The following is a 21,903-nucleotide window of genomic DNA, read 5'->3' as shown; positions in this document are numbered from 1 at the left end:
CGGCCCAGGAGCGCAAGTGAGCGCGAGCGGGGGACCGGACACCGAGCACGGCACGCGTCCCGCATCATCAGGTAAGGGGCGTGTGGTCGTGCTGTCCGGTCCCTCCGCGGTCGGCAAGTCGACAGTTGTCCGGTGCCTGCGCGAGCGAATCCCGGACCTGCATTTTTCCGTCTCGGCCACGACGCGGGCGCCCCGGCCGGGCGAGGTCGACGGCGTCGACTACCACTTCGTCAGCCCGGCCCGCTTTCAGCAGCTCATCGATGACGGCGCGCTGCTGGAGTGGGCCGAGATCCACGGCGGACTGCACCGCTCGGGCACGCTGGCCGAGCCGGTGCGGACCGCCACCGCGGCCGGGATCCCGGTGCTCATCGAGGTCGACCTGGCCGGCGCCAGGGCAGTCAAGGCGGCGATGCCCGAGGCCATCACCGTGTTCCTCGCGCCGCCCAGCTGGCAGGACCTGGAGGCCAGGCTCGTCGGTCGCGGCACCGAAACGCCGGAGGCCATGCGGCGCCGCCTGGAGACCGCCCGCGTCGAAATGGCGGCCCAGGACGACTTCGACGAGGTCGTGGTCAACAGTCAATTGGAGTCCGCGTGCGCCGAATTGGTATCCTTGCTGCTAGGAACTGCGCCGAGTCCGCATGACCCGCCTGGCCAGACCAGGAGTTAGACAGATCCAATCGAGATTGAGCGTTCGAATCAGCAGCGGTAGCCAATCCGTTTCGGGGCTCTGACCGCCAAGGAGTTTGACCTAAGTGACTATTCCGCAGTCCGACGCGGCCCTGACCGCCGTCCCCGACCGGTTCGACCCATCGGCTGGGGTGCAGGGCGCCTACGACACCCCGCTGGGCATCACCAACCCGCCCATCGACGAACTGCTGGACCGCGTGTCGAGCAAGTACGCCCTGGTGATCTACGCCGCCAAGCGGGCCCGCCAGATCAACGACTACTACAACCAGCTTGGCGAGGGAATCCTCGAATATGTCGGGCCGCTGGTCGAGCCGGGGCTTCAGGAGAAGCCGCTGTCGATCGCGCTGCGCGAGATCCACGCCGACCTGCTCGAGCACACCGAGGGCGAGTAGCAAGGCGGGGCCGGGCCAACTGTGGACCGCAAACGGATTGTCGTCGGCGTCTCCGGTGGCATCGCCGCCTACAAGGCGTGCACGGTCGTTCGTCAGCTCTCCGAGGCCGGCCACCTGGTCCGGGTCATCCCCACCGAATCCGCGCTGCGATTCGTCGGGGCCGCCACGTTCGAGGCGCTCTCCGGCCAACCGGTGCACACCGGCATCTTCGAGAACGTCCCCGAGGTGCCGCACGTCCAGCTCGGCCAGCAGGCCGACCTGGTGGTGGTGGCGCCCGCCACCGCGGACCTGCTCGCCCGCGCGGTGCACGGCCGCGCGGACGACCTGCTGACCGCCACCCTGCTCACCGCGCGGTGCCCGGTGATGTTCGCGCCGGCCATGCACACCGAGATGTGGTTGCACCCGGCCACCGTCGACAACGTGGCCACCCTGCGTCGCCGCGGGGCGGTGGTGCTCGAACCGGCCTTCGGGCGGCTCACCGGCACCGACAGCGGCTCCGGGCGGCTTCCCGAGGCCGAGGAGATCACCACGCTGGCCCAGCTGCTGCTGGAGCGAAACGACGCGCTCCCGTACGACCTCGCCGGCTGCAAGATGCTGGTGACCGCCGGCGGCACCCGCGAACCGATCGACCCCGTGCGCTTCATCGGCAACCGCAGCTCGGGCAAGCAGGGCTACGCGGTGGCCCGCGTCGCCGCCCAGCGCGGCGCCGAGGTCACGCTGATCGCCGGGCACACCGTCGGCCTGATCGACCCGGCCGGGGTCGAGGTGGTCCACGTCAGCTCGGCTGAGCAACTCGGCGACGCGGTGGCCAAGCACGCGCCCGCGGCCGACGTGCTGGTGATGGCGGCGGCCGTCGCGGACTTCCGCCCCGCGCAGGTTTCCGCCGCCAAGATCAAAAAGGGCTCGAACGACCAAGAACGGCCTCCGACGATCGAGCTGATCCGCAACGACGACGTGCTGGCCGGCGCGGTCCGGGCGCGCGCCAGTGGCGAGCTGCCCAACATGCGGGCCATTGTCGGGTTCGCCGCCGAGACGGGCGACGCCAACGGCGACGTGCTGTTCCACGCGCGGGCGAAGCTGCGCCGCAAGGGCTGCGACCTGTTGGTGGTCAACGCGGTCGGCGACGGCAGGGCGTTCGAGGTGGACAGCAACGACGGCTGGCTGCTGGCCTCCGACGGCACCGAGTCGGCGCTGCAACACGGCTCCAAGACGCTGATGGCCAGTCGTATCGTGGATGCGATTGCCACGTTCCTGCACGGCGGCGGGTAATACGGTTCGGTTTTGCTGTGGCGCGGGGCCAGGCGCCGGCCGGCCCGATGCCAGCCGATATAATTCGGTTAACTAACTATTCGGAAGGATTCGATTGTGAGCGAAAAGGGTCGCCTGTTTACCAGTGAGTCGGTGACTGAGGGACATCCCGACAAGATCTGTGACGCGATCAGCGACTCGGTCCTCGACGCCCTGCTGGCGCAGGACCCCCGCTCACGGGTCGCGGTCGAGACGCTGGTCACCACCGGTCAGGTGCACGTCGTGGGCGAGGTGACGACGACGGCGAAGGAGGCGTTCGCCGACATCACCAACACTGTGCGCGCGCGCATCCTCGACATCGGTTACGACTCCTCGGACAAGGGCTTCGACGGGGCGTCGTGCGGGGTGAACATCGGCATCGGCGCCCAGTCGCCCGACATCGCCCAGGGCGTCGACACCGCCCACGAGGCGCGCGTCGAGGGCGCCGCGGACCCGCTGGACTCCCAGGGCGCCGGCGACCAGGGCCTGATGTTCGGCTACGCGATCGCCGACACCCCCGAGCTGATGCCGCTGCCCATCGCGCTGGCCCACCGGCTGTCGCGCAAACTGACCGAGGTGCGCAAGAACGGCACGCTGGGATACCTGCGTCCGGACGGCAAGACCCAGGTCACCATCGCCTACGAGGACGACGTCCCGGTCCGCTTGGACACCGTGGTGATCTCCACGCAGCACGCGGCCGACATCGACCTGGAAAAGACGCTGGATCCCGACCTGCGGGAGCACGTGATCAAGGCCGTGCTGGCCGAGCTGGCGCACGACACCCTCGACTCGTCGTCCACGCGGGTGCTGATCAACCCGACCGGCAAGTTCGTCGTCGGCGGCCCGATGGGCGACGCCGGGCTGACCGGCCGCAAGATCATCGTCGACACCTACGGCGGCTGGGCTCGCCACGGGGGCGGCGCCTTCTCCGGCAAGGACCCGTCGAAGGTGGACCGCTCGGCGGCGTACGCGATGCGCTGGGTCGCGAAAAACATCGTCGCCGCCGGGCTCGCGGAGCGCGTCGAGGTGCAGGTGGCCTACGCCATCGGCAAGGCGGCCCCGGTCGGCCTGTTCATCGAGACGTTCGGCACCGCGACGGTCGACCCGGTCAAGATCGAGAAGATCGTCCCCGAGGTGTTCGACCTGCGTCCCGGCGCGATCGTGCGCGACCTGGACCTGCTGCGCCCGATCTACGCGCAGACCGCCGCGTACGGGCACTTCGGCCGCACCGACGTCGACCTGCCCTGGGAGCGGCTCGACAAGGTTGACGAGCTCAAGCGCGCGATCTAGGCGCTGACAACGGCGCTCAGCGCTTGACGCTGAACGCGCAGATTAGATTCGTGCGCCGGGCTTCAGTGCCGCCAGCCGGATGTCGCCGCGGTAGAAGGCGATGACGCGCGGGTCCATCACGCGACGCCACAACGGGGGGACCAACGCCAACAGCAGCATGGCGCTGTAGCCACTTGGCAGCTGAGGTGCCTCGTCGCGATGACGAAGGATCTGGTAGTTGCGCAACGGATTGGTGTGATGATCCGAGTGCCGCTGCAGGTGAAAAAGCAGGATGTTGGCGAGCACGGTGCTGCTGTTCCAGCTATGGGTCGGGCGCACCCTTTCGTAGCGGCCGCTGGGTGTTTTCTGCCGTCGCAGCCCGTAGTGCTCGATGTAGTTGATGATCTCCAGCAGGCAAAATCCGAAAATCGCCTGCCCGATCAGCCACGGCAGGACGACGGGGCGAAACCAAACCGAGAGTACGGAGAACAAGACGACGCTGAGCACCCAGGCGTTGATCACGTCATTGCCCGGCGTCCAGGGCGATTTCCCCGTTGCGGCCAATCGGGAAGCTTCCAGATTCCAGGCGGAGCGCAGACCGCCGATCACGGACCGCGGAATGAAGGCGTAAAGCCACTCGCCCAAGCGCGCGCTCGCCGGATCCTCGACGGTAGCGACCCGGACATGGTGGCCGCGGTTGTGCTCGACAAAAAAATGGCCGTAGCAAGTCTGGGCGAGGGCGATCTTGCTCAAGCGTTTCTCCGCCCGTACGCGCGTGTGTCCCAGGTCGTGTGCGGCGTTGATGGCCAGGCCGCCGACGAGCCCGACCGTCGCCATCAATCCCAGCTTGTCGACGGCGTCCATGGTGATCCAGCCCCCGCCCGCCCACAGCCAGCAGGCGAACACCAGCGATAGGTATTGGTTGGGCAGGTACAGATACGTGGCCCAGCGGTAAATCGGATCCTTTTCGAGCCATTCGAGGACGCTCTCGGGGGGATTGTTCGGGTTGGACCCGATCACGTGGTCGAGAACGGGAGTGATGACAAACGCGGCAATGGAGCCGGTCCACCAGAATGCGTCGGCGCCCGTGATGAACACGCCAAGCCATGACACATAGACGAACACCGGAACCGCCGCCGGCAGCAGCCGGAGGTACCTCGGAGGTTGCTTCCACGTTCCAGGCGACGTCTCGGTTCGAGATTCCGCTACGGCGGGGCGAAAAAATAAGGGTGCCACAGTCCTCCCCCGAACCTTCGGCAGCTGTGCTGAATTCTTGGGCCGCGCCCGCCCTGCCGCGCCCAAAAGATTTATACCATACTATCCGTATGGTTACAGCCTGAGTTTTGGACGTCTATCGGCCATAATAGTAATCTTTGATACGTATCGGCCGGGATGTCCGTGAAATAAGGGTTGGTTTATACACCAAAGGGGGGCCACGGGATGGTTTTCTCGCGGAGGACTTTCCTGCAAGTCACAGCCGGGGTTGCGGCGGGCGCTGGCGGTATCTGCGGGGCCCTGGAACTGGCACGGGAGCGCACGTCGACTGCTCCCGAACACCACTTCAAAGCGATCGTCGTGGGTAGTGGCTACGGCGGCGGGGTATCGGCGTTGCGGCTTGCCGAGGCCGGCATCGAGACACTGATCCTGGAGAGGGGCAGGCTGTGGGATACCCCCGACGCTGACGGGAAGCGCTTTTCCAGGATGTTGCCCGCGGACAACCGCGCGGGCTGGTTCACGTCCGTTCCGCCGAGCCTGGTGACGTCGTATCGCGGTGTTTCGGTGAAGGATGTGGCTAAGCACGCGCCGTCGCCCCAGCCGGTGCAAGCCGGGATATGCGAAAAGGTCGTGCATGGCGCGCATACCGTGTTCCGCGGCGCGGCCGTCGGCGGAGGGTCCATGGTAAACGCGGCAATTGCCGCAATTCCAACCGAGGATCAGGTTCGTTCCGCGTTCCCGGATATCGAACCCGGTGCCTTCTTGGGGACCTACATCGAACGTGCCAAGAAAATGCTGCGCATCAGCTATCGCGATATGAACTGGTTCGAGGAGACGCCATGGTTCCAATACGCCAGGGTTGGCCGGAAGTACGCGGCAGCGGCCGGTTACGGCGTGGACTACAACGGCAGCGCGTATTCGTTCGATTACCTGAAAAAGGAAGCGGCCGGCGAGGTTCCACGCTCAGCCTTGGACTTTGAGCAACAGTACGGCAACAATTACGGCAGGTTTGGCAGTGTTGATCAGACCTATGTCGCCGCCGCACTGGCGACCGGAAAGGTCACGCTGAAGCCATTGACCGAAGTAACCGCTATCCGGCGCGAGCGTTCTGGTGAGTTCGTGGTGTCCACCCGAGAGATCGACAGGTTTGGCAAAGAGGTCGGACGGCTCGAAATCGGCTGCGACGAGCTGCATCTCAACGCCGGAGTGCTCGGTACGAACGAAATCCTGCTGCGGGCGCGGGAGACGGGGGCGCTGCCCAACTTGAGCGAAGAGATCGGTCGTGGATATGGAAACAACGGAGACATCATGGTCGCCCATGAACTCCAACCCACGGATCCCGCGGGCACCCAACAGTCTTTAATGGGACTGATCAACCTGGACGGCCGGAATGATCCGGATAATCCGGTGTACGCCAGCATGTTCTCGATACCGCTTCCGGTCGAGACGTTCGCGTTGGGCTACTACGTCATGGTTAGGACCGGTGATCGCGCTGACATCAGCTACGACCGCGCCACGGACGGGATCACGATCAACTGGCCGGAAAGCCATACCGATCATTTGCGCGCGAAAGCGCAGTTGGTTTTCGACAAAGTGACGCAAGCCAACGGAGTGCATTACCGCGACGATCTGTTCGAAGGACAGGTCTTTGCGCCCAACACTGTCCACCCGATGGGTGGGGTGGTCCGGGGCAAAGCGACAGACGCCTACGGCAGGGTGAAAGGGTATGACAAGCTCTATGTCAACGATGCGTCACTGCTGCCCGGCTACCTTGGCTGCAATCCTTTCATGTCCATCACCGCGCTGGCGGAGCGGAATATCGAAGGAATCCTTCAAGGACGCAAGTGAATTGGCCTGACTACCCGCTGAACCGGTAGTCGTCGAGGTCGAAGCGCCGGCTGCGCCAGTAGGCCTCCACCGTGGTGGTCGGGCGCAGCGGCACGTCGCCGTTCTTGTCGAAGTAGTAACTGTTGGCCAGCTTGCAGCTGTCCTGCCAGAAGATCTGCCGGTGCCGTCGGCGCAGCATCTCGGCGAAGTACCGCTCGTTGGCCTCTTCGGTGACCTCCACGCGCGTCGCGCCGTCCCGCTGCGCCCGTTTCAGGCACCGCACGATGTGGTGGGTCTGCGTCTCGATCAGCGCGAAATACGACGATCCCACGTATCCGTACGGGCCGAAAACCGTGAACAGGTTGGGGAAGTCGGGCACGCTGACGCCCTCGTAGGCCTGCAGCCGGTGCTCGTCCCAGAACCGGCTCAACGACTTGCCGCCGCTGCCGGTCACCGCGAACGTCGGGATGTCGTCGGGATCCATCACCTTGAACCCCGTGGCCAGGATCAGCACGTCGACCTCGTGGGTTTCCCCGTCGGCGGTGGCCACCGCCGTGGGCGTGACCTTGTCGATCGGCTCGGTGACCAACCGCACGTTGTCCCGGTTGAACGTGGCCAGGTACTCGTTGTGGAACCCGGGGCGCTTGCAGCCGACCGCGTACCGCGGGGTGAGCTGGTCGCGCACCGTCGGGTCGTGCACCTGTTTGCGGAGGTAGGCCAGCCCCGCGGACTCCATCCTCTTGGCCAGCGGCAGCACCGTGAAGTAGTGCGCGGAGATGGGGAAGGTGACTTCGACGAAGGCCTGACTGAGCAGCCGCTGCGCGACCTTACCGCCGGGCACCCGCATCAACCAGCGGGCCGGCGCCGGCAACGCGACGTCCAGCTTGGGAAAGCACCAGATCGGCGTCCGCTGAAAAACCGTGAGCTGCTTGACGATCGGCGCGATCTCGGGAATGACCTGCACCGCCGAGGCGCCGGTGCCGATGATCGCGACGCGCTTGCCGCTGAGGTCCTGGTCGTGATCCCAGCGCGCGGTGTGCATGGTGACGCCGCCGAAGCCGTCCACACCGTCGATGTCGGGCAGGTTCGGCACCGTCAGGACGCCGCAGGCACTGATGAGGAAGCGGGCGGTGACCGTGCCGCCCGGGTCGGTCTGCACCCGCCACAGGGACCGTTCGTCGTCGAACTCGGCGGATTGCACCTTGGTGTTCAAGCGGATTCGGGATCGGATGCCGTATTTGTCGACGCAGCGTTCGGCGTAGGCCTTGAGTTCGCGTCCCCGCGCGTAGGTGCGCGACCAGTCCGGGCTCTGCTCGAAGGAGAACTGGTAGGAGAACGACGGGATGTCCACGGCGATACCGGGATAGGTGTTCCAATGCCACGTCCCGCCGACACCGTCGCCCGCCTCGACGACGAGGTAGTCGGACAGCCCGGCGTTGTCGAGCTTGATGGCGGCGCCGATCCCGGAGAAGCCCGCGCCGACGATCAGCGTGTGGTAATCGGGAGTGCTGCTCATGGTGACCGCCTAGGGGTGTAGCGCCTTTTTCAGCGCGGCCAGGCCGCGGTCGGTGGCAGCCGAGGCCGCGGGGATCACCGGGGCGAAGCTGGCGTAGCCGTGCACCAGGTTGGGCTCGTTGCTCAGTTCCGCGGGCACACCCGCGGAGTCCAGCAGCTCGGCGTAGCGGGCCCCGTCGTCGCGCAGCGGATCGTGTTCGGCGGTCGCGATGTAGGCGGGCGGCAGCCCGGACAGATCCGTCGCGTTCGCCGGGGCCAGGGTGGGGGGCAGCACCGTCGGGTCGCTGATGTCGATGTCGGGCAGGTACCAGGACAGGAAGGCGTCGATCACGTCGCGGTCCAGGATCGGCGCGTTGGCGTTCTCGGTGTAGGACGGCAACGACATGTCGGCGGTGACGACCGGATACCACAGGAGCTGGAAGCTGAGCTCGGGGCCGTCGTTCGCGGTGGCCAGGTGCGCCATCACCGCGGCCAGGTTGCCGCCGGCCGAGTCGCCGGCGACGGCGATCCGGCCCGGGTCGCCGCCGAGCTCGGCGGCGTGCTCGGCGACCCACTGCAACGCCGCCCAGGAGTCGTGCACGCCGGCCGGGAACGGGTGCTCGGGGGCCAGCCGGTAGTCCACGGACACCACGATGGCCTCGGCGCCGACGGCGTGCGCGCGGGCGAGGGGGTCGTGGGTGTCGAGGTCGCCGAGGCAGAAGCCGCCGCCGTGATAGAAGACGACGATGGGCAGCGGCTCGTCCGGTTCCAGGGGCGGCCAGTAGATCCGCACTCCGACGTCGTTGATGTCGCCGTATCCGATCGTGCGCTCCTCGACGCGCAGGTCGGGCAGCATTTCGGGCGGCACCTTGAGCATCCGTAGCCGCGAACGCGCGGTCTCCACGCCGTCGGCCGCGGTGAAGGTCATCGGGAAGGCGTCGAGCAACGCCTTGAAGGTCGCGTCGATCTCTGGTCGGGCGAAGGTGGGCTCCGTCATGGACTCACCGTACGCTCCGGCGTCACCCGCGTAGCCCCGTTCGCAGGGCCGTCAGCCCCCGTTCCATCGCGGCGGTGGCCGCGGGCACCACGCCGGCGTAGCCGAGGTAGCCGTGCACCAGCGTCTCGGCGTTGTGTACCTCGACCGTCACGCCGGCGGCCGCGAGCCGTTCGCCGTACCGGATGCCGTCGTCGCGCAGCGGGTCGTAGCCCGCGACGGCGATGTAGGCGGGCGGCAGGTTGGACAAGTCGTCAGCCCGCCCGGGCGCCATACCCGGCGGCGGGGCGGACAGGTCGACTTCGCCCGCGTACCAACGCGAGAACTCGGCGACGGCCTTGACGTCGAGGATCGGCGCGCCGGCGTTCTCGGTGAAGGACGGCAGCGAGGCGTCCCACATCGTCGACGGGTACCACAGCAGCTGGAACGCGATGGCCGGTGCGCCGCGGTCGCGCGCCCGATGCGCCATCACCGCGCTGATCGTGCCGCCGGCCGAGTCCCCGGCCACGCCCATCCGGTTCGGGTCACCGCCCAGCGCGGCCGCGTGCTCCGCGGCCCAAACCGTTGCGGCCCAAGCATCTTCGATCGCGGCGGGGTAGGGGTGCTCCGGCGCCAACCGGTAGTCGACCGAGACCACGATGGCGTCGGCGCCGACCGCGTGCTGGCGGGCCGTGCCGTCGTAGCTGTCGAGGTCGCCCACCACGAACCCGCCACCGTGAAAATACAGCACGACGGGCGGCGCGGTGATCTCGGATTCGATTGGCGGCCAATAAATCCGGACGCCGACCGGCCCTGCGGGACCGGGGATGGCGCGGTCCTCGACGCGCAACTCGGGATGCAGTTGCCGGCGGGGCAGGTCGCGGAAGCGCTGCCGCGCCGCGTCGACGCCGTCCTCGGTGGATAGCCGGAACGGAACCGCATCCAGTACCTTCTGCAGGATGGGGTCGATAGCGGGCTTTTCGTCGGCTGTGTTGTCCAAGCTGGGCATGGACGTACCGTACGCACCTCGGCTGGTGTTCGGCGGCTGGGTGCTGGCCGACTGGGCGGCCCTCGGCTACGGCGTGTACCTGACGGTGTTGGCCCTGGGTTCGGAGCCGGGGGCCGAACTGACCGGGCACTGGGTGGCGCAGCCGTTGTTCAAGGCGTCGATGGCGTTGTTACTGACCGCCGCCGCGGCCGGCCACGCCGTCGTCCGCGAGCGCCGGTGGCTGATGCCGGCGCTGCTGCTGTCGGCCATCGGTGACTGGGCGCTGGCGATCCCGTGGTGGAGCCAGTCGTTCGTCGTGGGGCTCGGCGCATTCCTGTTGGCGCACTTGTGTTTCCTGGGCGCGCTGCTGCCGCTGGCCGCCAGGCGCCCGTCGAGGTTGCGCATCGCCGCCGTGGTCGCCATGTGTCTGGCCACCATCGGGTTGCTGGCCTGGTTCTGGCCGCACCTGGGCAAGCTGACGCTCCCGGTGACGGCCTACATCCTGGTGCTGACCGCGATGGTGTGCGCCGCCCTGGTGGCGAAGCTGCCGACGATCTGGACGGCGGTCGGGGCGGTGTGTTTCGCGGCGTCCGACTCGCTGATCGCCGTCGGCCGCTTCATCCTGGGCAACGAGGCGCTGGCGGTGCCGATCTGGTGGTCGTACGCCGCGGCGCTGATCCTGATGACGGCCGGGTTCTTCTTCGGTCGTGAGGCACCGGCCGACGGCGGCGCCCCGGAACCGGCCGGAAGCTGACCCGGACGGTACGGGATTGAGCACCAGCCGGGCCATGAGAGCGCCTTGAGCGGCACCGCGCGCACACCCGTTCAGGTCGAGCCCATCGCCCGGGTGTTGCCGATGCTCTCGGTGCCGCACCTGGATCGCGAGTTCGATTACCTGGTGTCGGCCGAGCAGTCCGACGACGCCCAGCCGGGGGTGCGGGTGCGGGTGCGGTTTCACGGCCGGCTGGTCGACGCGTTCGTGCTGGAGCGCCGCAACGACACCGACCATCAGGGCAAGCTCGGCTACCTGGACCGCGTCGTGTCCGCCGAACCGGTGCTGACCCCCGAGATCCGCCGGTTGGTCGACGCGGTGGCGGCACGCTATGCCGGGACACGGCCGGATGTGTTGCGCCTGGCGGTGCCGGCCCGGCACGCCCGGGTGGAGCGCGAACCGACGGCGACGGTGCGGCCGCCGCCGCCCGCGCCCGTCGACCCGTCGGGGTGGGCGGTCTACGGGCGGGGCACCCAGTTCCTGGACGCCCTGGCCGAGTCCCGGGCCGCGCGTGCGGTCTGGCAGGCCCTGCCGGGGGAGTCGTGGGCCGACCGATTCGCTGAGGCCGCCGCACAAACGATCCGCGCCGGTCGGGCGGTGCTGGCGATCGTGCCCGACCAGCGCGATCTGGACTCGCTGTCGCGGGCCGCGACCGCGCGGATCGACGAGAGCGGCGTGGTGGCGCTGTCGGCCGGGCTGGGGCCGGCCGCCCGCTACCGGCGGTGGCTCGCGGCGCTGCGCGGTCAGGCCAGGCTGGTGATCGGCACCCGCAGTGCGGCTTTCGCGCCACTGAGCGACCTGGGTCTGGTCATGGTGTGGGCCGACGCCGACGACAGCCTGGCCGAGCCGCGGGCGCCGTACCCGCACGCCCGCGAGGTGGCGATGCTGCGCGCCCACCAGGCGCGGTGCGCGGCGCTGATCGGGGGCTACGCGCGCACCGCCGAAGCGCAGGCGTTGGTGCTCAGCGGGTGGGCGCACGACATCGTCGCGGCCCGGGCGGTGGTGCGCGCCCGCGCGCCGCGGGTGGTCGCCCTCGACGACACCGGTTACGCCGACGAACGCGACCCCGCCGCGCGGACCGCGCGCATCCCGTCGATCGCGCTGCGCGCCGCCCGGTCGTCACTGGAGGCCGGTGCGCCGGTGCTGGTGCAGGTGCCGCGGCGCGGGTACGTCCCGTCGCTGGCCTGCGCGCGCTGCCGCACCATCGCCCGCTGCCGACACTGCACGGGACCCCTCTCACTGGCCGAGTCGTTGCAGGAGGGCGGCCCGGCGCTGGTCTGCCGGTGGTGCGGGCGGACCGAGCCGACGCGGCGCTGCGCGCGTTGCGGGTCGGACGCGGTGCGCGCCGTGGTCGTCGGGGCGCGACGCACCGCCGAGGAGCTCGGGCGCGCGTTCCCCGGCACCGCCGTGGTGACCTCGTCCGGCGACGGCGTCGTGCCGGAGGTGGCGGCGGGCCCGGCGCTGGTGGTGGCCACCCCGGGGGCGGAGCCGGTGGCGTCGGGCGGTTACGGGGCGGCGCTGCTGCTGGACACCTGGGCGCTGCTGGGGCGCCAGGATCTGCGCGCCGCGGAGGACGCGCTGTGGCGCTGGATGTCCGCCGCGGCGCTCGTTCGTGCCCGCGGCGACGGCGGCGTGGTGCTGGCGGTGGCCGAATCATCAATTCCCACAGTGCAATCACTGATCCGCTGGGATCCGGTGGGTCATGCGGAGGCCGACTTGGTGGCCCGGACGGAGGTGGGCCTGCCGCCGAGCGTGCACATGGCAGCGCTGGACGGCGCCGCCGCCGCGGTGGCGGCGCTGCTCGAGGAGGCCGGGTTGCCGGAGGGCGCCGACGTGCTGGGGCCGGTGGATTTGCCGGCGGGCGTCCGCCGCCCGGCGGGGACGCCGCCCGGCACGCCGGTTACCAGGATGCTGGTGCGCGCCCGCCGGGAGCAGGGCCTGGCGCTGGCCGCGGCGCTGCGCCGCGGCGTGAGCGTGCTGTCCGCCCGCCAGAACCACGAGCCGGTCCGGGTGCAGATCGACCCGCTGCACATCGGGTGACCTCGCCAACTCCTGCCCGGGCCGATAGTATGCGTCGGAAATAATGCCTGACTACGACTTTGGAAGGTTGTTACACTTCCTGGTCTTCAGCCGCCGATAGGCCGGAGACGATCCCGGAGAAGGGGCGAGATGGCAGCGGAGAACCTCACCTCGGCGGACGATTCGCTCGACGTAATCACCGACGCTTTGCTGACGGCTTCCCGCTTGCTGGTCGCCATTTCGGCGCGGTCCATCGGACAGGTGGACGAGACCATCACTATTCCGCAGTTCCGGACGCTGGTGATCCTGTCCAACCGCGGCCCGGTGAACCTCGCCACCCTGGCCGGCCTGCTCGGGGTGCAACCGTCGGCCACCGGGCGGATGGTCGACCGGCTGGTCGCGGCCGGGCTGATCGACCGTCTCCCGCACCCGACGTCCCGGCGCGAGCTGCTGGCCGCGCTGACGAAGCGTGGACGCGAGGTCGTTCGTCAGGTCACCTCCTACCGGCGCGCCGAGATCGCGGCGATCGTGGAGAAGATGCCGCCGGCGGAGCGCCACGGGCTGGTGCGGGCCCTGACCGCGTTCACCGCCGCCGGCGGCGAGCCGGACGTGCACCTGGACACCGAGATCGATCTCTAGCGCGGCTTCGGACAGCACCGACTCGAGCGCGCGGGGTGCTGGCCCCGCTCGCTGTCGGGCCGCATCCGGACGAGCCCCTATCGCAGACGCGGTCCCGACAGCACTGATCGGTCCCGGCGATCGGATCAATCGCGATTTGGCTCTTTCTCCGCTCGCCAATGTCGTGCAGCCTGGTTGTCGGCAGGTGACACCACACCACGGGAAGGACCCGAGCGGATGAATGAGTCCCGCCCACCGTTTCCGCCGTACGACCTAGAGACGGCGCTCGTGAAGGTTCAGGCCGCCGAGGACGCCTGGAACACGTGCGACCCGCACCGGGTCAGTCTTGCCTACACCCCCGAGAGCGCCTGGCGGAACCGCGACCAGTTCGTCACTGGACGGGACGCGATCGTCGAATTTCTTTCCGCCAAATGGGAGAGAGAACTCGATTACGCTCTGCGCAAGAGCCTCTGGGACTTCCACGGCAATCGGATCGCGGTGCGCTTTCAGTATGAGTGTCACGACGCCGCCGGCCAGTGGTGGCGGAGCTACGGCAACGAACTGTGGGAGTTCGACGACAGCGGCCTGATGTTCCGTCGCGAGGCAAGCATCAACGACATCCCTATCGACGAATCCGAACGCCGCATCTTTGGCCCCCGGCCGGAAAGCGAACGGAGTTTGGGCCATGACATCCCGCTGCGCTGAGCCGCGCCGCTCCATCGACCGCGCCTCGGCGCTGGACTTGACCCGACGATGACGCCGCTGACATACACCCCCTCCGACACCGCAGTCGTGGTCATTGATCCTCAGAACGACGTCCTGAGCCCCACCGGCAAGAACTGGGAAGTGTTGAAGGACAGCATCATTGCTAACCAGACGGTCGAACATCTCGTCGACCTCTGCGCGGCGGCCAAGGCCGGCGGCTTCAGCCTCTTCATCTCTCCGCACTACTTCTATCCCACCGACCGCGGGTGGCTGTTCAACGGCCCACTGGAATCAGATGAGTTGCGCACCAACACGTTTGCGCGCACCGGGCCCCTGACATTGGACGGCTTCCCCGGTTCGGGGGCCGACTGGCTCGATCGACTCAGGCCGTTCATTGAGGACTCGGCGACCGTCGTGGCCAGCCCCCATAAAGTGTGGGGCCCGCAATCCAATGACCTGGTCCTGCAGCTGCGGAAGCGACGGATCAACACGGTGATTCTGTGCGGCATGCTCGCCAACATGTGCGTGGAGTCCCACCTCCGGGATCTGCTCGAGCACGGGTTCCAGGTGGCCGTCGTCCGCGACGCAACCGCCGGCCCCCGGCACCCCGCGCGTGGCGACGGCTACCAGGCCGCGCTGGTGAACTACGCCTTCCTGGCTCACGCGGTTCCCTACACCAAAGAGGTCGTTGGGGCAATGAAGTCGCCACGGCCATAACACTTCTCGAGCGAGGATCAGATGACTGCCCTGAATATTTCCGGTGACGACACCGCCGATTTCACCGCGGGTGAAGTCTTCTTCATCGGCAACGCCACCACCTTGATCCGTTACGGCGGGCTATCGATCTTGACCGATCCCGCCTTCCTGCACAAAGGCGAGCATGTGGACCTGGGACACGGCATCTGGGCGCGCCGCGAGGTCGAGCCCGCCTGCCAGATCGCCGACCTGCCGCCGATCGATCTCATCGTCTTATCGCATTATCACGGCGATCATTTCGATGACGTCGCCGCACGTGAGCTCGACAAGACGCTGCCCATCGTGTCCACGGCCGACGCGGTCGGCAAGCTGCGAGCGCTCGGCTTTGAGCGGGGCTATCCCCTTGACACGTGGGAATCACTGGAGGTGTGCAAAGGCGACGCGACGCTGACGATCACCGCGATGCCGGCCAAGCACGCCGCGGACGACGCGGTCGAGGAACTGCTCATGCCCGTCAACGGGCACCTGCTTGACTTCAGCAGGAAGGGTGACCTGCTCTACCGGCTCTACATCACGGGCGACACCATGCTCGTCGTTAGCCTTGAGGACATCCCACGCCGCTACCCGGACATCGACCTTGGCCTCATTCACACCGGCGGCACCACCTTTCTCGTCACCATCGTCACGATGACGGGCGAGCAGGCGGTGCGGGCCGTCGAAATCACCAAGCCCCGAACTGCAATCCCGATCCACTACAACGACTTCTCGGTGTTCCGGTCCGGGCTGGACGACTTTCAGAGGGCGGCGGAGGCCTCAACCACGCCAACGCGATTCGTCTACCTCGCTCACGGTGAGACTTATACCTTCACGCCTGACGCCTGACACGTCCGTTTTGGGCGTCGCCTGCGGGTGCCGGCCCGACCCTTACCGCTTCTCGGCGGTCACCAACAGGTACTCCCATTCCATGCCGCCGTTGGCGAGGTATTGCTGCGCGAGCTCAACGAGCTGCGCGTCCAGCTCGGCGGCCAGCACGCGGTTGTGGCCGATGTTCGTGTAGGCCTCGATCGTCGGGCCGTAGTGGTTCTTGAAGTAGGCGTGCACCGCCTCGGCGCTGTCGAACCGGTTTACGCGCAGCAGTCCGCGGGTCGCTGTCACCTGTGCGACGCGGTCACCCAGCAGGCCGGTGACGTAGCCCTCGCGCCCCCACAGGGCGGCGGGCGGCACGGCCTGCGACAGGCTGGGGCGGTAGGGCCTGATAGTGGCGAGCATTCGGCCGAAGAATCCCTCGGGCGTCCAGCTGATTACGCCGATCGTTCCGCCGGGCCGGCAGACGCGGATCAGTTCGTCGGCGGCCCGCTGCTGATCCGGGGCGAACTGCACGCCGATCGCGGACATCACGACGTCGAACTCGCCGTCGCCGAAGGGCAGCGCGTGCGCGTTGGCTTCCCGGTAGTCGAGCGTCAGGCCTTGCGCCGCGGCACGGGCTTGCGACCGTTGCAGCAGCTCGGGGGTGAGGTCGCTCGAGACCACGGTGGCCCCCGCGGCCGCGGCCGGCAGCGAGATGTTCCCGGAGCCGGCGGCGACGTCCAGCACGCGGACGCCCGGGCCGATGCCGGTGGCCCTGACCAGGACAGGCCCCAGCGGGGCCATCACTTCCTCGGCCATCAGCGCGTAGTCGCCCAGGGCCCATACCGTGCGGTGCACGGTGGCGTCGAGTGTCATTAGACCTCCTTGAAAGGTAAGGAAAGGGCTGCCAACTCGACCTCGTTGTCACTAGCACGGCAGTGCGGCCATATCCGCAGACGATAACTACTAGAAATAGTATGCATGAGCAACAATAGACCAGCGCAAGTTTTTGGTGAGTGGCGTGCACCGCTTTCTAGACTGTGCCAGTGCGTCTCGTCTTCGCCGGCACCCCCGAACCCGCGCTGCCAGCGCTGCGCCGCCTCATCGACTCGTCCCGGCACGAGGTGATCGCCGTGCTGACGCGGCCCGACGCCGCCGTCGGCCGGCACGGCAGGCCGCAGCCGTCGCCGGTGGCCCGCGAAGCGCTCGACCGGGGCATCCCGCTGCTGCGGCCGGCGCGGCCGAACTCGGACGAGTTCGTCGCCGAACTGACGGCGCTCGCGCCGGACTGCTGCGCCGTCGTGGCCTACGGCGCGTTACTGCGCGACGGACTGCTCGCGGTGCCCCCGCACGGATGGATCAACCTGCACTTTTCGCTGTTGCCCGCCTGGCGTGGGGCCGCGCCGGTGCAGGCGGCCATCGCGGCCGGAGACACCGTGACCGGGGCGACGACCTTCCGGATCGAGCCCAGCCTGGACTCCGGGCCCATCTATGGCGTCGTCACCGAGACGATCCGGCCGACCGACACCGCGGGGGAACTGCTCGAGCGACTGGCCGTTTCGGGCGCGGCGTTGTTGTCGACCACCCTGGACGGCATCGAAGATCGGACGTTGACACCGCGACCGCAACCCGCCGACGGGGTCAGCATCGCGCCGAAGATCACCGTCGAGCAGGCCCGCGTGCGCTGGGACCTGCCGGCGCTGGTCGTGGAGCGCCGGATCCGCTCGGTCACGCCCAATCCGGGCGCGTGGACGCTGATCGGCGACCTGCGTATCAAGCTCGGCCCGGTGCACATCGACGCGGACGCCCCAGAACCGTTGGCGCCCGGCGCTATTCACGTCGATCGCAAAAATGTCTGGATCGGCACCGGTTCGCAGCCCGTGCGGCTGGGCCTGATACAGCCGCCCGGCAAGAAACTCATGAATGCGGTCGACTGGGCCAGGGGCGCGCGACTCGACTCCGCGGCGCGGGCGACATGAGCCCGCCGCGGCCCACCGACCGCGGGCGCGGCAAGCGGCGGCGGCCGCTCGACCCGGCGCGCGCCGCCGCGTTCGACGTGCTGCGGGCGGTCAGCGACCGCGACGCCTACGCGAACCTGGCCCTGCCCGCGCTGCTGCGCGATCGCCGGATCGGCGGCCGTGACGCCGCGTTCGCCACGGAACTGACCTACGGCACCTGCCGCACGAGGGGCCTGCTCGACGCGGTCATCGGCGCCGCCGCCAACCGCTCGCCGGACGCCATCGACCCGGTCCTGCTCGATCTGCTGCGGCTGGGTGCCTACCAGTTGCTGCGCACCAGGGTCGACACCTACGCAGCGGTCTCGACGACGGTGGAACAGGCGGGGATCGAATTCGATTCGGCGCGAGCGGGTTTCGTCAACGGCGTGCTGCGCGCCATCGCCGCCCGCGACGAGAAGTCCTGGGTCGAGGAGCTGGCGCCCGACCCGGCGCGTGATCCGGTCGGGCATGCCGCCTTCGTGCACGCGCACCCGCGCTGGATCGCGCAGGCGTTCGCCGACGCGCTGGGGGCGGCCGCAGCCGAGCTCGACGCGGTGCTGGCCAGCGACGACGAACGGCCGCAGGTGCACCTGGCGGCTCGTCCCGGCGTGCTGACCGCCGCCGAGCTGGCCGACGCCGTCGGTGGCTCGGTTGGCCGGTATTCGCCTTACGCGGTGTATCTGCCGGCGGGCGACCCGGGGCGGCTGGCCCCGGTGCGCGAGGGCGCCGCGCTGGTCCAGGACGAGGGCAGCCAGCTGGTGGCGCGGGCGCTGACGCTGGCGCCGGTCGAAAACGACGCCGGGCGGTGGCTGGATCTGTGCGCCGGACCGGGCGGCAAGACCGCGCTGCTGGCCGCGCTCGGGTCCGGATCCGGCGCGCGCGTTACGGCGGTGGAGCCGGCCCCGCGGCGCGCCGACCTGGTGGTCGAGAACACCCGCGGCCTGCCGGTCGACGTGCTGCGGGTCGACGGCCGGCAGAGCGGGCTCGAGCCGATCTTCGATCGGGTCCTCGTCGACGCGCCGTGCACCGGGCTGGGCGCGTTGCGGCGCCGGCCCGAGGCGCGCTGGCGGCGCCAGCCGGGCGACGTGCCAACGCTCACCAAATTGCAGCGCGAGCTGCTGGGCGCCGCGATCGAGCTGACCCGGCCGGGTGGTGTGGTGCTCTACGCGACCTGTTCGCCCCATCTCGCCGAGACCGTCGGCGTGGTCGCCGACGCGCTGCGCCGGCATCCGGTGTCCGCGTTGGACACTCGGCCGCTGTTCGAGCCCGTCACCGGGCTGGGGGATGGGCCGCACGTACAGCTGTGGCCGCATCGGCACGGCACCGACGCGATGTTCGCCGCGACGCTGCGCCGCTTGCCCGCGTGAAGCTGCCCGCGACGCTCAGTAGTCTGGCGCACATGTCTGGCAACACCGGTAGGCCGCTGATCGCGCCGTCCATCCTGTCCGCCGATTTCGCGCGGCTCGCCGACGAGGCGGCCGCCGTCGTGGGTGCCGATTGGCTGCACGTCGACGTCATGGACAACCACTTCGTGCCGAACCTGACCATCGGACTGCCGGTGGTCGAAAGCCTGCTGGCCACCACGACGATCCCGATGGACTGCCATCTGATGATCGAGGATCCGGACCGGTGGGCGCCCGGCTACGCGGAGGCCGGCGCCTACAACGTGACCTTCCACGCCGAGGCCACCGACAACCCGGTCGGCGTGGCGCGCGACATCCGCGCCGCGGGCGCCAAGGCCGGCATCAGCGTCAAGCCGGGAACCCCGCTGGAGCCGTACTTGGAGATCCTGCCGCAGTTCGACACGTTGCTCATCATGTCGGTCGAACCCGGCTTCGGCGGCCAAAGCTTCATCCCCGACGTGCTGAGCAAGGTGCGCACCGCGCGCAAGCTGATCGACGCCGGGGAGCTGACCATCCTGGTCGAGATCGACGGCGGCATCAACGATCACACCATCGAGCAGGCCGCGGAGGCCGGCGTCGACTGCTTCGTCGCCGGGTCGGCCGTGTACGGCGCTGAGGACCCGAAGGCCGCCGTCGAGGCGCTGCGGAGGCAGGCCGCCGCCGCCTCACCGCACCTGCGCCGATGAACCAGCCCGCGGACGGACTCGACGCGGCCATGCGCCTGGCGATCGAGCAGTCCAGCCACGTCAAGGGCACCACCTATCCGAACCCGCCGGTGGGTGCGGTCATCCTGGACGCCGACGGCACGGTCGTCGGCGTCGGTGGCACCGAACCCGCCGGGGGCGACCACGCCGAGGTGCTGGCGTTACGACGGGCCGGCGACCTCGCGATCGGCGGGACCGCGGTGGTCACCCTCGAGCCGTGCAACCACTACGGCAAGACCCCGCCGTGCGTGAACGCCCTTCTGGAAGCCAACGTCGCGGCCGTCGTCTACGCCGTCGCCGACCCGAACCCGGCCGCCGCCGGCGGGGCGGCGCGCCTGAGCGAGGCAGGCGTGCAGGTGCGGGCCGGTGTGCTGGCCGACGAGGTGGCCGGCGGGCCGCTGCGGGAGTGGCTGCACAAGCAGCGGACCGGGCTGCCGCACGTCACCTGGAAGTACGCCAGTAGCGTCGACGGCCGCAGCGCGGCCGCCGATGGCACCAGCCAGTGGATTTCCAGCGAGGCCTCGCGGCTGGACCTGCATCGCCGCCGCGCGGCCGCCGACGCGATCGTGGTCGGCACGGGCACGGTGCTGGCCGACGATCCGGCGCTGACCGCCCGGCTGCCGGACGGTTCGCTGGCCGACCGGCAGCCGCTGCGCGTGGTGGTCGGCATGCGCGAAATACCGCCGGAGGCAAAGGTTCTCAACGATGACTCGCGGACCATGGTGATTCGCACGCACGACCCGATGGAGGTGATCAAGGCGCTGTCGGATCGCACAGACGTCCTGCTGGAGGGCGGACCCACCCTAGCCGGCGCCTTCCTGCGGGCCGGGGCGGTCGACCGCATCCTGGCGTACGTGGCGCCGACGCTGCTGGGCGGTCCGATCTCGGCCGTCGACGACGTCGGTGTGCCGACCATCGCGCGGGCGTTGCGCTGGCATTTCGACGGAGTCGACCGCGTCGGGCCGGACCTGCTGCTTAGTCTGGTGCCGCGGGGCGATTAACAGCGACCGGCCGCGTCGCCGTGCATCGGGTCCTTGCCGGCCAGGCCGCGCGCACGCTTGTCGGCATACATGTCTTCGTCGGCCAGGCGCATGACATCGTGCTCGCCAGCGGCAATGCCTGCGCTGAACTCGACCGGGGCGCCGACCTCGGCCCATCGGCGGCGGAGCCGATCGAGGATCCGCCCGGCCTCGGGCGCATCGGCCCCGACCAGCAAGAGTAGGAATTCGTCGCCGCCGATGCGAAAGGCGATGTCCTCCTTGCGGGCCGACCGCCGCAGCGCGTCGGCAAAGGCGACCAAAACTTCATCGCCGGGCTCATGGCCGTGACGATCGTTGTAGCGCTTGAAGTTGTCGAGATCGGCAACCACCACGGCGCACCGGCCGGCGTGTTGTGAGAGCTGATGCCCCAGGGTGGTCCGGTTCAGCAATTGGGTCAACGCGTCGGTCTGCGCCATGTCGCGCAGCAGCAGGCTTTGCTCCACGAGCCTGGAGATGAGCCAGGCCGGCACCTCGGCCACGAGGACCCACATGATCGCGGCCAGCACCACGGTCAAAATCGAGGCGGGAAGCGGTTTCGCGCAGGCCACGATGAACGCCGCGGCCCCGAGCGGGAGCAGTGCCAGTGAGCGCCACCGCCGACCGGTCAGGCCGAGGTAGGCGAAGGTGATCGTGATCGTGCCGGGGAAGTCGCGCGTGGCGGCCGGTTCGATGGCTCCGATGAGGAGAGTGACGACAAGCGACGCCACCGGCCATGCCGCGAGCAAACCGCGCCGGCCTTGCCAACCGCGGAGCGCGCCTACCAGCGCGACAGACGTCGCCAGCGTCGCGGCTGCGCCGAGCACCCAGTTCAGCGCCGTGTGGGGGCCGGCGGTTCCGGCGTGCACTCCGGCTGCGGCATATAGCCCGAGCAGCGCGAGGAACGCCGTGAAGCCGATGGCGTGCAGTCGTTCGGCTGACGGTTGAGGATCGATGCGCCACGGCACGCAGCCAGAATATGAGACCGGGGGCGG

General features: G+C 69.0%; 21 protein-coding genes. 15 read left to right on the top strand and 6 right to left on the bottom strand.

Going from position 1 to position 21,903, the window contains the following annotated elements:
* Positions 1 to 16 precede the first annotated feature (16 nt).
* The 4 genes from gmk (at position 17) to metK (ending at position 3,656) form a co-directional block, all read left to right on the top strand.
* Entirely contained in the window at positions 17 to 667 is a 651-nt protein-coding gene (gene gmk / locus ACEL92_RS16405) for a guanylate kinase (protein WP_374021784.1), read from the top strand.
* Between the two features lie 85 nt (positions 668 to 752).
* Positions 753 to 1,079 (top strand): DNA-directed RNA polymerase subunit omega, encoded by a 327-nt coding sequence (rpoZ, locus tag ACEL92_RS16400; RefSeq protein ID WP_374021783.1) that lies wholly within the window; start codon positions 753 to 755, stop codon positions 1,077 to 1,079.
* Between the two features lie 21 nt (positions 1,080 to 1,100).
* Positions 1,101 to 2,348, top strand: coding sequence for a bifunctional phosphopantothenoylcysteine decarboxylase/phosphopantothenate--cysteine ligase CoaBC (gene coaBC / locus ACEL92_RS16395; protein WP_374021782.1), 1,248 nt, complete (start codon positions 1,101 to 1,103; stop codon positions 2,346 to 2,348).
* Between the two features lie 96 nt (positions 2,349 to 2,444).
* Positions 2,445 to 3,656 carry a methionine adenosyltransferase gene (metK, locus tag ACEL92_RS16390; RefSeq protein ID WP_374021781.1) on the top strand — a complete coding sequence of 404 codons (1,212 nt, stop codon included), beginning with the start codon at positions 2,445 to 2,447 and terminating at the stop codon, positions 3,654 to 3,656.
* A 42-nt stretch (positions 3,657 to 3,698) separates the two neighbouring features.
* On the opposite strand, the gene ACEL92_RS16385 is transcribed toward metK, so the two are convergent.
* Positions 3,699 to 4,781, bottom strand: a complete 1,083-nt coding sequence (locus ACEL92_RS16385; RefSeq protein ID WP_374026244.1) for an alkane 1-monooxygenase — start codon at positions 4,779 to 4,781, stop codon at positions 3,699 to 3,701.
* Positions 4,782 to 5,075: 294 nt separating this feature from the next.
* Between ACEL92_RS16385 and ACEL92_RS16380 the strand changes: the two genes are divergently transcribed.
* Entirely contained in the window at positions 5,076 to 6,698 is a 1,623-nt protein-coding gene (locus ACEL92_RS16380; protein ID WP_374021780.1) for a GMC oxidoreductase, read from the top strand.
* Positions 6,699 to 6,708: 10 nt separating this feature from the next.
* Here ACEL92_RS16380 and ACEL92_RS16375 read toward each other — a convergent pair whose 3' ends face one another.
* The 3 genes from ACEL92_RS16375 to ACEL92_RS16365 are packed head-to-tail and all read right to left on the bottom strand — an operon-like array spanning position 6,709 to position 10,153.
* Positions 6,709 to 8,193 (bottom strand): flavin-containing monooxygenase, encoded by a 1,485-nt coding sequence (locus ACEL92_RS16375; RefSeq protein ID WP_374021779.1) that lies wholly within the window; start codon positions 8,191 to 8,193, stop codon positions 6,709 to 6,711.
* A gap of 9 nt (positions 8,194 to 8,202) precedes the next feature.
* Entirely contained in the window at positions 8,203 to 9,168 is a 966-nt protein-coding gene (locus ACEL92_RS16370; protein ID WP_374021778.1) for an alpha/beta hydrolase, read from the bottom strand.
* A gap of 22 nt (positions 9,169 to 9,190) precedes the next feature.
* Positions 9,191 to 10,153: an alpha/beta hydrolase gene (locus ACEL92_RS16365; RefSeq protein ID WP_374021777.1), complete on the bottom strand. Its 963-nt coding sequence runs from the start codon at positions 10,151 to 10,153 to the stop codon at positions 9,191 to 9,193.
* Between ACEL92_RS16365 and ACEL92_RS16360 the strand changes: the two genes are divergently transcribed.
* The 6 genes from ACEL92_RS16360 to ACEL92_RS16335 all read left to right on the top strand — a co-directional run bounded on the left by ACEL92_RS16360 (position 10,152) and on the right by ACEL92_RS16335 (position 15,824).
* Entirely contained in the window at positions 10,152 to 10,886 is a 735-nt protein-coding gene (locus tag ACEL92_RS16360) for a lysoplasmalogenase (protein ID WP_374021776.1), read from the top strand. The genes ACEL92_RS16365 and ACEL92_RS16360 overlap by 2 nt on opposite strands.
* Positions 10,887 to 10,931: 45 nt before the next feature.
* A complete protein-coding gene (locus tag ACEL92_RS16355; protein ID WP_374021775.1) occupies positions 10,932 to 12,944 on the top strand; it encodes a primosomal protein N' in 2,013 nt (670 codons plus the stop codon).
* 129 nt (positions 12,945 to 13,073) lie between these two features.
* A complete protein-coding gene (locus tag ACEL92_RS16350; protein WP_374021774.1) occupies positions 13,074 to 13,562 on the top strand; it encodes a MarR family winged helix-turn-helix transcriptional regulator in 489 nt (162 codons plus the stop codon).
* 216 nt (positions 13,563 to 13,778) lie between these two features.
* Positions 13,779 to 14,246: a nuclear transport factor 2 family protein gene (locus ACEL92_RS16345; protein WP_374021773.1), complete on the top strand. Its 468-nt coding sequence runs from the start codon at positions 13,779 to 13,781 to the stop codon at positions 14,244 to 14,246.
* A 48-nt stretch (positions 14,247 to 14,294) separates the two neighbouring features.
* Complete coding sequence (locus tag ACEL92_RS16340) at positions 14,295 to 14,963, top strand: cysteine hydrolase (protein ID WP_374021772.1); 669 nt, start codon at positions 14,295 to 14,297, stop codon at positions 14,961 to 14,963.
* 21 nt (positions 14,964 to 14,984) lie between these two features.
* Entirely contained in the window at positions 14,985 to 15,824 is an 840-nt protein-coding gene (locus ACEL92_RS16335; RefSeq protein WP_374021771.1) for an MBL fold metallo-hydrolase, read from the top strand.
* A gap of 42 nt (positions 15,825 to 15,866) precedes the next feature.
* Here the strand turns inward: ACEL92_RS16335 and ACEL92_RS16330 are convergent, their stop codons facing one another.
* Positions 15,867 to 16,664, bottom strand: a complete 798-nt coding sequence (locus ACEL92_RS16330; protein WP_374021770.1) for a class I SAM-dependent methyltransferase — start codon at positions 16,662 to 16,664, stop codon at positions 15,867 to 15,869.
* A 170-nt stretch (positions 16,665 to 16,834) separates the two neighbouring features.
* Between ACEL92_RS16330 and fmt the strand changes: the two genes are divergently transcribed.
* From fmt to ribD, 4 genes are read left to right on the top strand one after another with little or no spacing between them, the layout of a single operon-like run.
* Positions 16,835 to 17,767 (top strand): methionyl-tRNA formyltransferase, encoded by a 933-nt coding sequence (fmt, locus tag ACEL92_RS16325; protein WP_374021769.1) that lies wholly within the window; start codon positions 16,835 to 16,837, stop codon positions 17,765 to 17,767.
* The gene (locus ACEL92_RS16320) at positions 17,764 to 19,152 is read left to right on the top strand and encodes an RsmB/NOP family class I SAM-dependent RNA methyltransferase (RefSeq protein ID WP_374021768.1); all 1,389 of its coding nucleotides are present in this window, start codon (positions 17,764 to 17,766) and stop codon (positions 19,150 to 19,152) included. Before fmt ends, ACEL92_RS16320 begins: the two co-directional genes overlap by 4 nt.
* A 32-nt stretch (positions 19,153 to 19,184) precedes the next feature.
* Positions 19,185 to 19,874: a ribulose-phosphate 3-epimerase gene (rpe, locus tag ACEL92_RS16315; RefSeq protein WP_374021767.1), complete on the top strand. Its 690-nt coding sequence runs from the start codon at positions 19,185 to 19,187 to the stop codon at positions 19,872 to 19,874.
* Positions 19,871 to 20,893, top strand: coding sequence for a bifunctional diaminohydroxyphosphoribosylaminopyrimidine deaminase/5-amino-6-(5-phosphoribosylamino)uracil reductase RibD (gene ribD / locus ACEL92_RS16310; RefSeq protein ID WP_374021766.1), 1,023 nt, complete (start codon positions 19,871 to 19,873; stop codon positions 20,891 to 20,893). Before rpe ends, ribD begins: the two co-directional genes overlap by 4 nt.
* On the opposite strand, the gene ACEL92_RS16305 is transcribed toward ribD, so the two are convergent.
* On the bottom strand, positions 20,890 to 21,876 hold the full coding sequence (locus ACEL92_RS16305; RefSeq protein ID WP_374021765.1) for a GGDEF domain-containing protein: 987 nt from the start codon (positions 21,874 to 21,876) through the stop codon (positions 20,890 to 20,892). The two genes, ribD and ACEL92_RS16305, sit on opposite strands and share 4 nt — an antisense overlap.
* Positions 21,877 to 21,903 lie beyond the last annotated feature (27 nt).

The sequence above is a fragment of the Mycobacterium hainanense genome (assembly GCF_041890355.1).
Taxonomy (GTDB): Bacteria; Actinomycetota; Actinomycetes; order Mycobacteriales; family Mycobacteriaceae; genus Mycobacterium; species Mycobacterium hainanense.
Note: the sequence above shows the minus strand (reverse complement) of the source record. Positions and strands in the feature narration are given on the sequence as shown.

Excerpts from the sequence above, each read along its gene's own strand:
- ACEL92_RS16330 (WP_374021770.1), bottom strand. The coding sequence starts at position 16,664 with ATGACACTCGACGCCACCGTGCACCGCACGGTATGGGCCCTGGGCGAC.
- ribD (WP_374021766.1), top strand. The coding sequence starts at position 19,871 with ATGAACCAGCCCGCGGACGGACTCGACGCGGCCATGCGCCTGGCGATC.
- ACEL92_RS16335 (WP_374021771.1), top strand. The coding sequence starts at position 14,985 with ATGACTGCCCTGAATATTTCCGGTGACGACACCGCCGATTTCACCGCG.
- ACEL92_RS16380 (WP_374021780.1), top strand. The coding sequence starts at position 5,076 with ATGGTTTTCTCGCGGAGGACTTTCCTGCAAGTCACAGCCGGGGTTGCG.
- ACEL92_RS16365 (WP_374021777.1), bottom strand. The coding sequence starts at position 10,153 with ATGCCCAGCTTGGACAACACAGCCGACGAAAAGCCCGCTATCGACCCC.
- ACEL92_RS16320 (WP_374021768.1), top strand. The coding sequence starts at position 17,764 with ATGAGCCCGCCGCGGCCCACCGACCGCGGGCGCGGCAAGCGGCGGCGG.
- ACEL92_RS16340 (WP_374021772.1), top strand. The coding sequence starts at position 14,295 with ATGACGCCGCTGACATACACCCCCTCCGACACCGCAGTCGTGGTCATT.
- ACEL92_RS16350 (WP_374021774.1), top strand. The coding sequence starts at position 13,074 with ATGGCAGCGGAGAACCTCACCTCGGCGGACGATTCGCTCGACGTAATC.
- ACEL92_RS16370 (WP_374021778.1), bottom strand. The coding sequence starts at position 9,168 with ATGACGGAGCCCACCTTCGCCCGACCAGAGATCGACGCGACCTTCAAG.
- ACEL92_RS16375 (WP_374021779.1), bottom strand. The coding sequence starts at position 8,193 with ATGAGCAGCACTCCCGATTACCACACGCTGATCGTCGGCGCGGGCTTC.
- ACEL92_RS16360 (WP_374021776.1), top strand. The coding sequence starts at position 10,152 with ATGGACGTACCGTACGCACCTCGGCTGGTGTTCGGCGGCTGGGTGCTG.
- rpe (WP_374021767.1), top strand. The coding sequence starts at position 19,185 with ATGTCTGGCAACACCGGTAGGCCGCTGATCGCGCCGTCCATCCTGTCC.
- ACEL92_RS16345 (WP_374021773.1), top strand. The coding sequence starts at position 13,779 with ATGAATGAGTCCCGCCCACCGTTTCCGCCGTACGACCTAGAGACGGCG.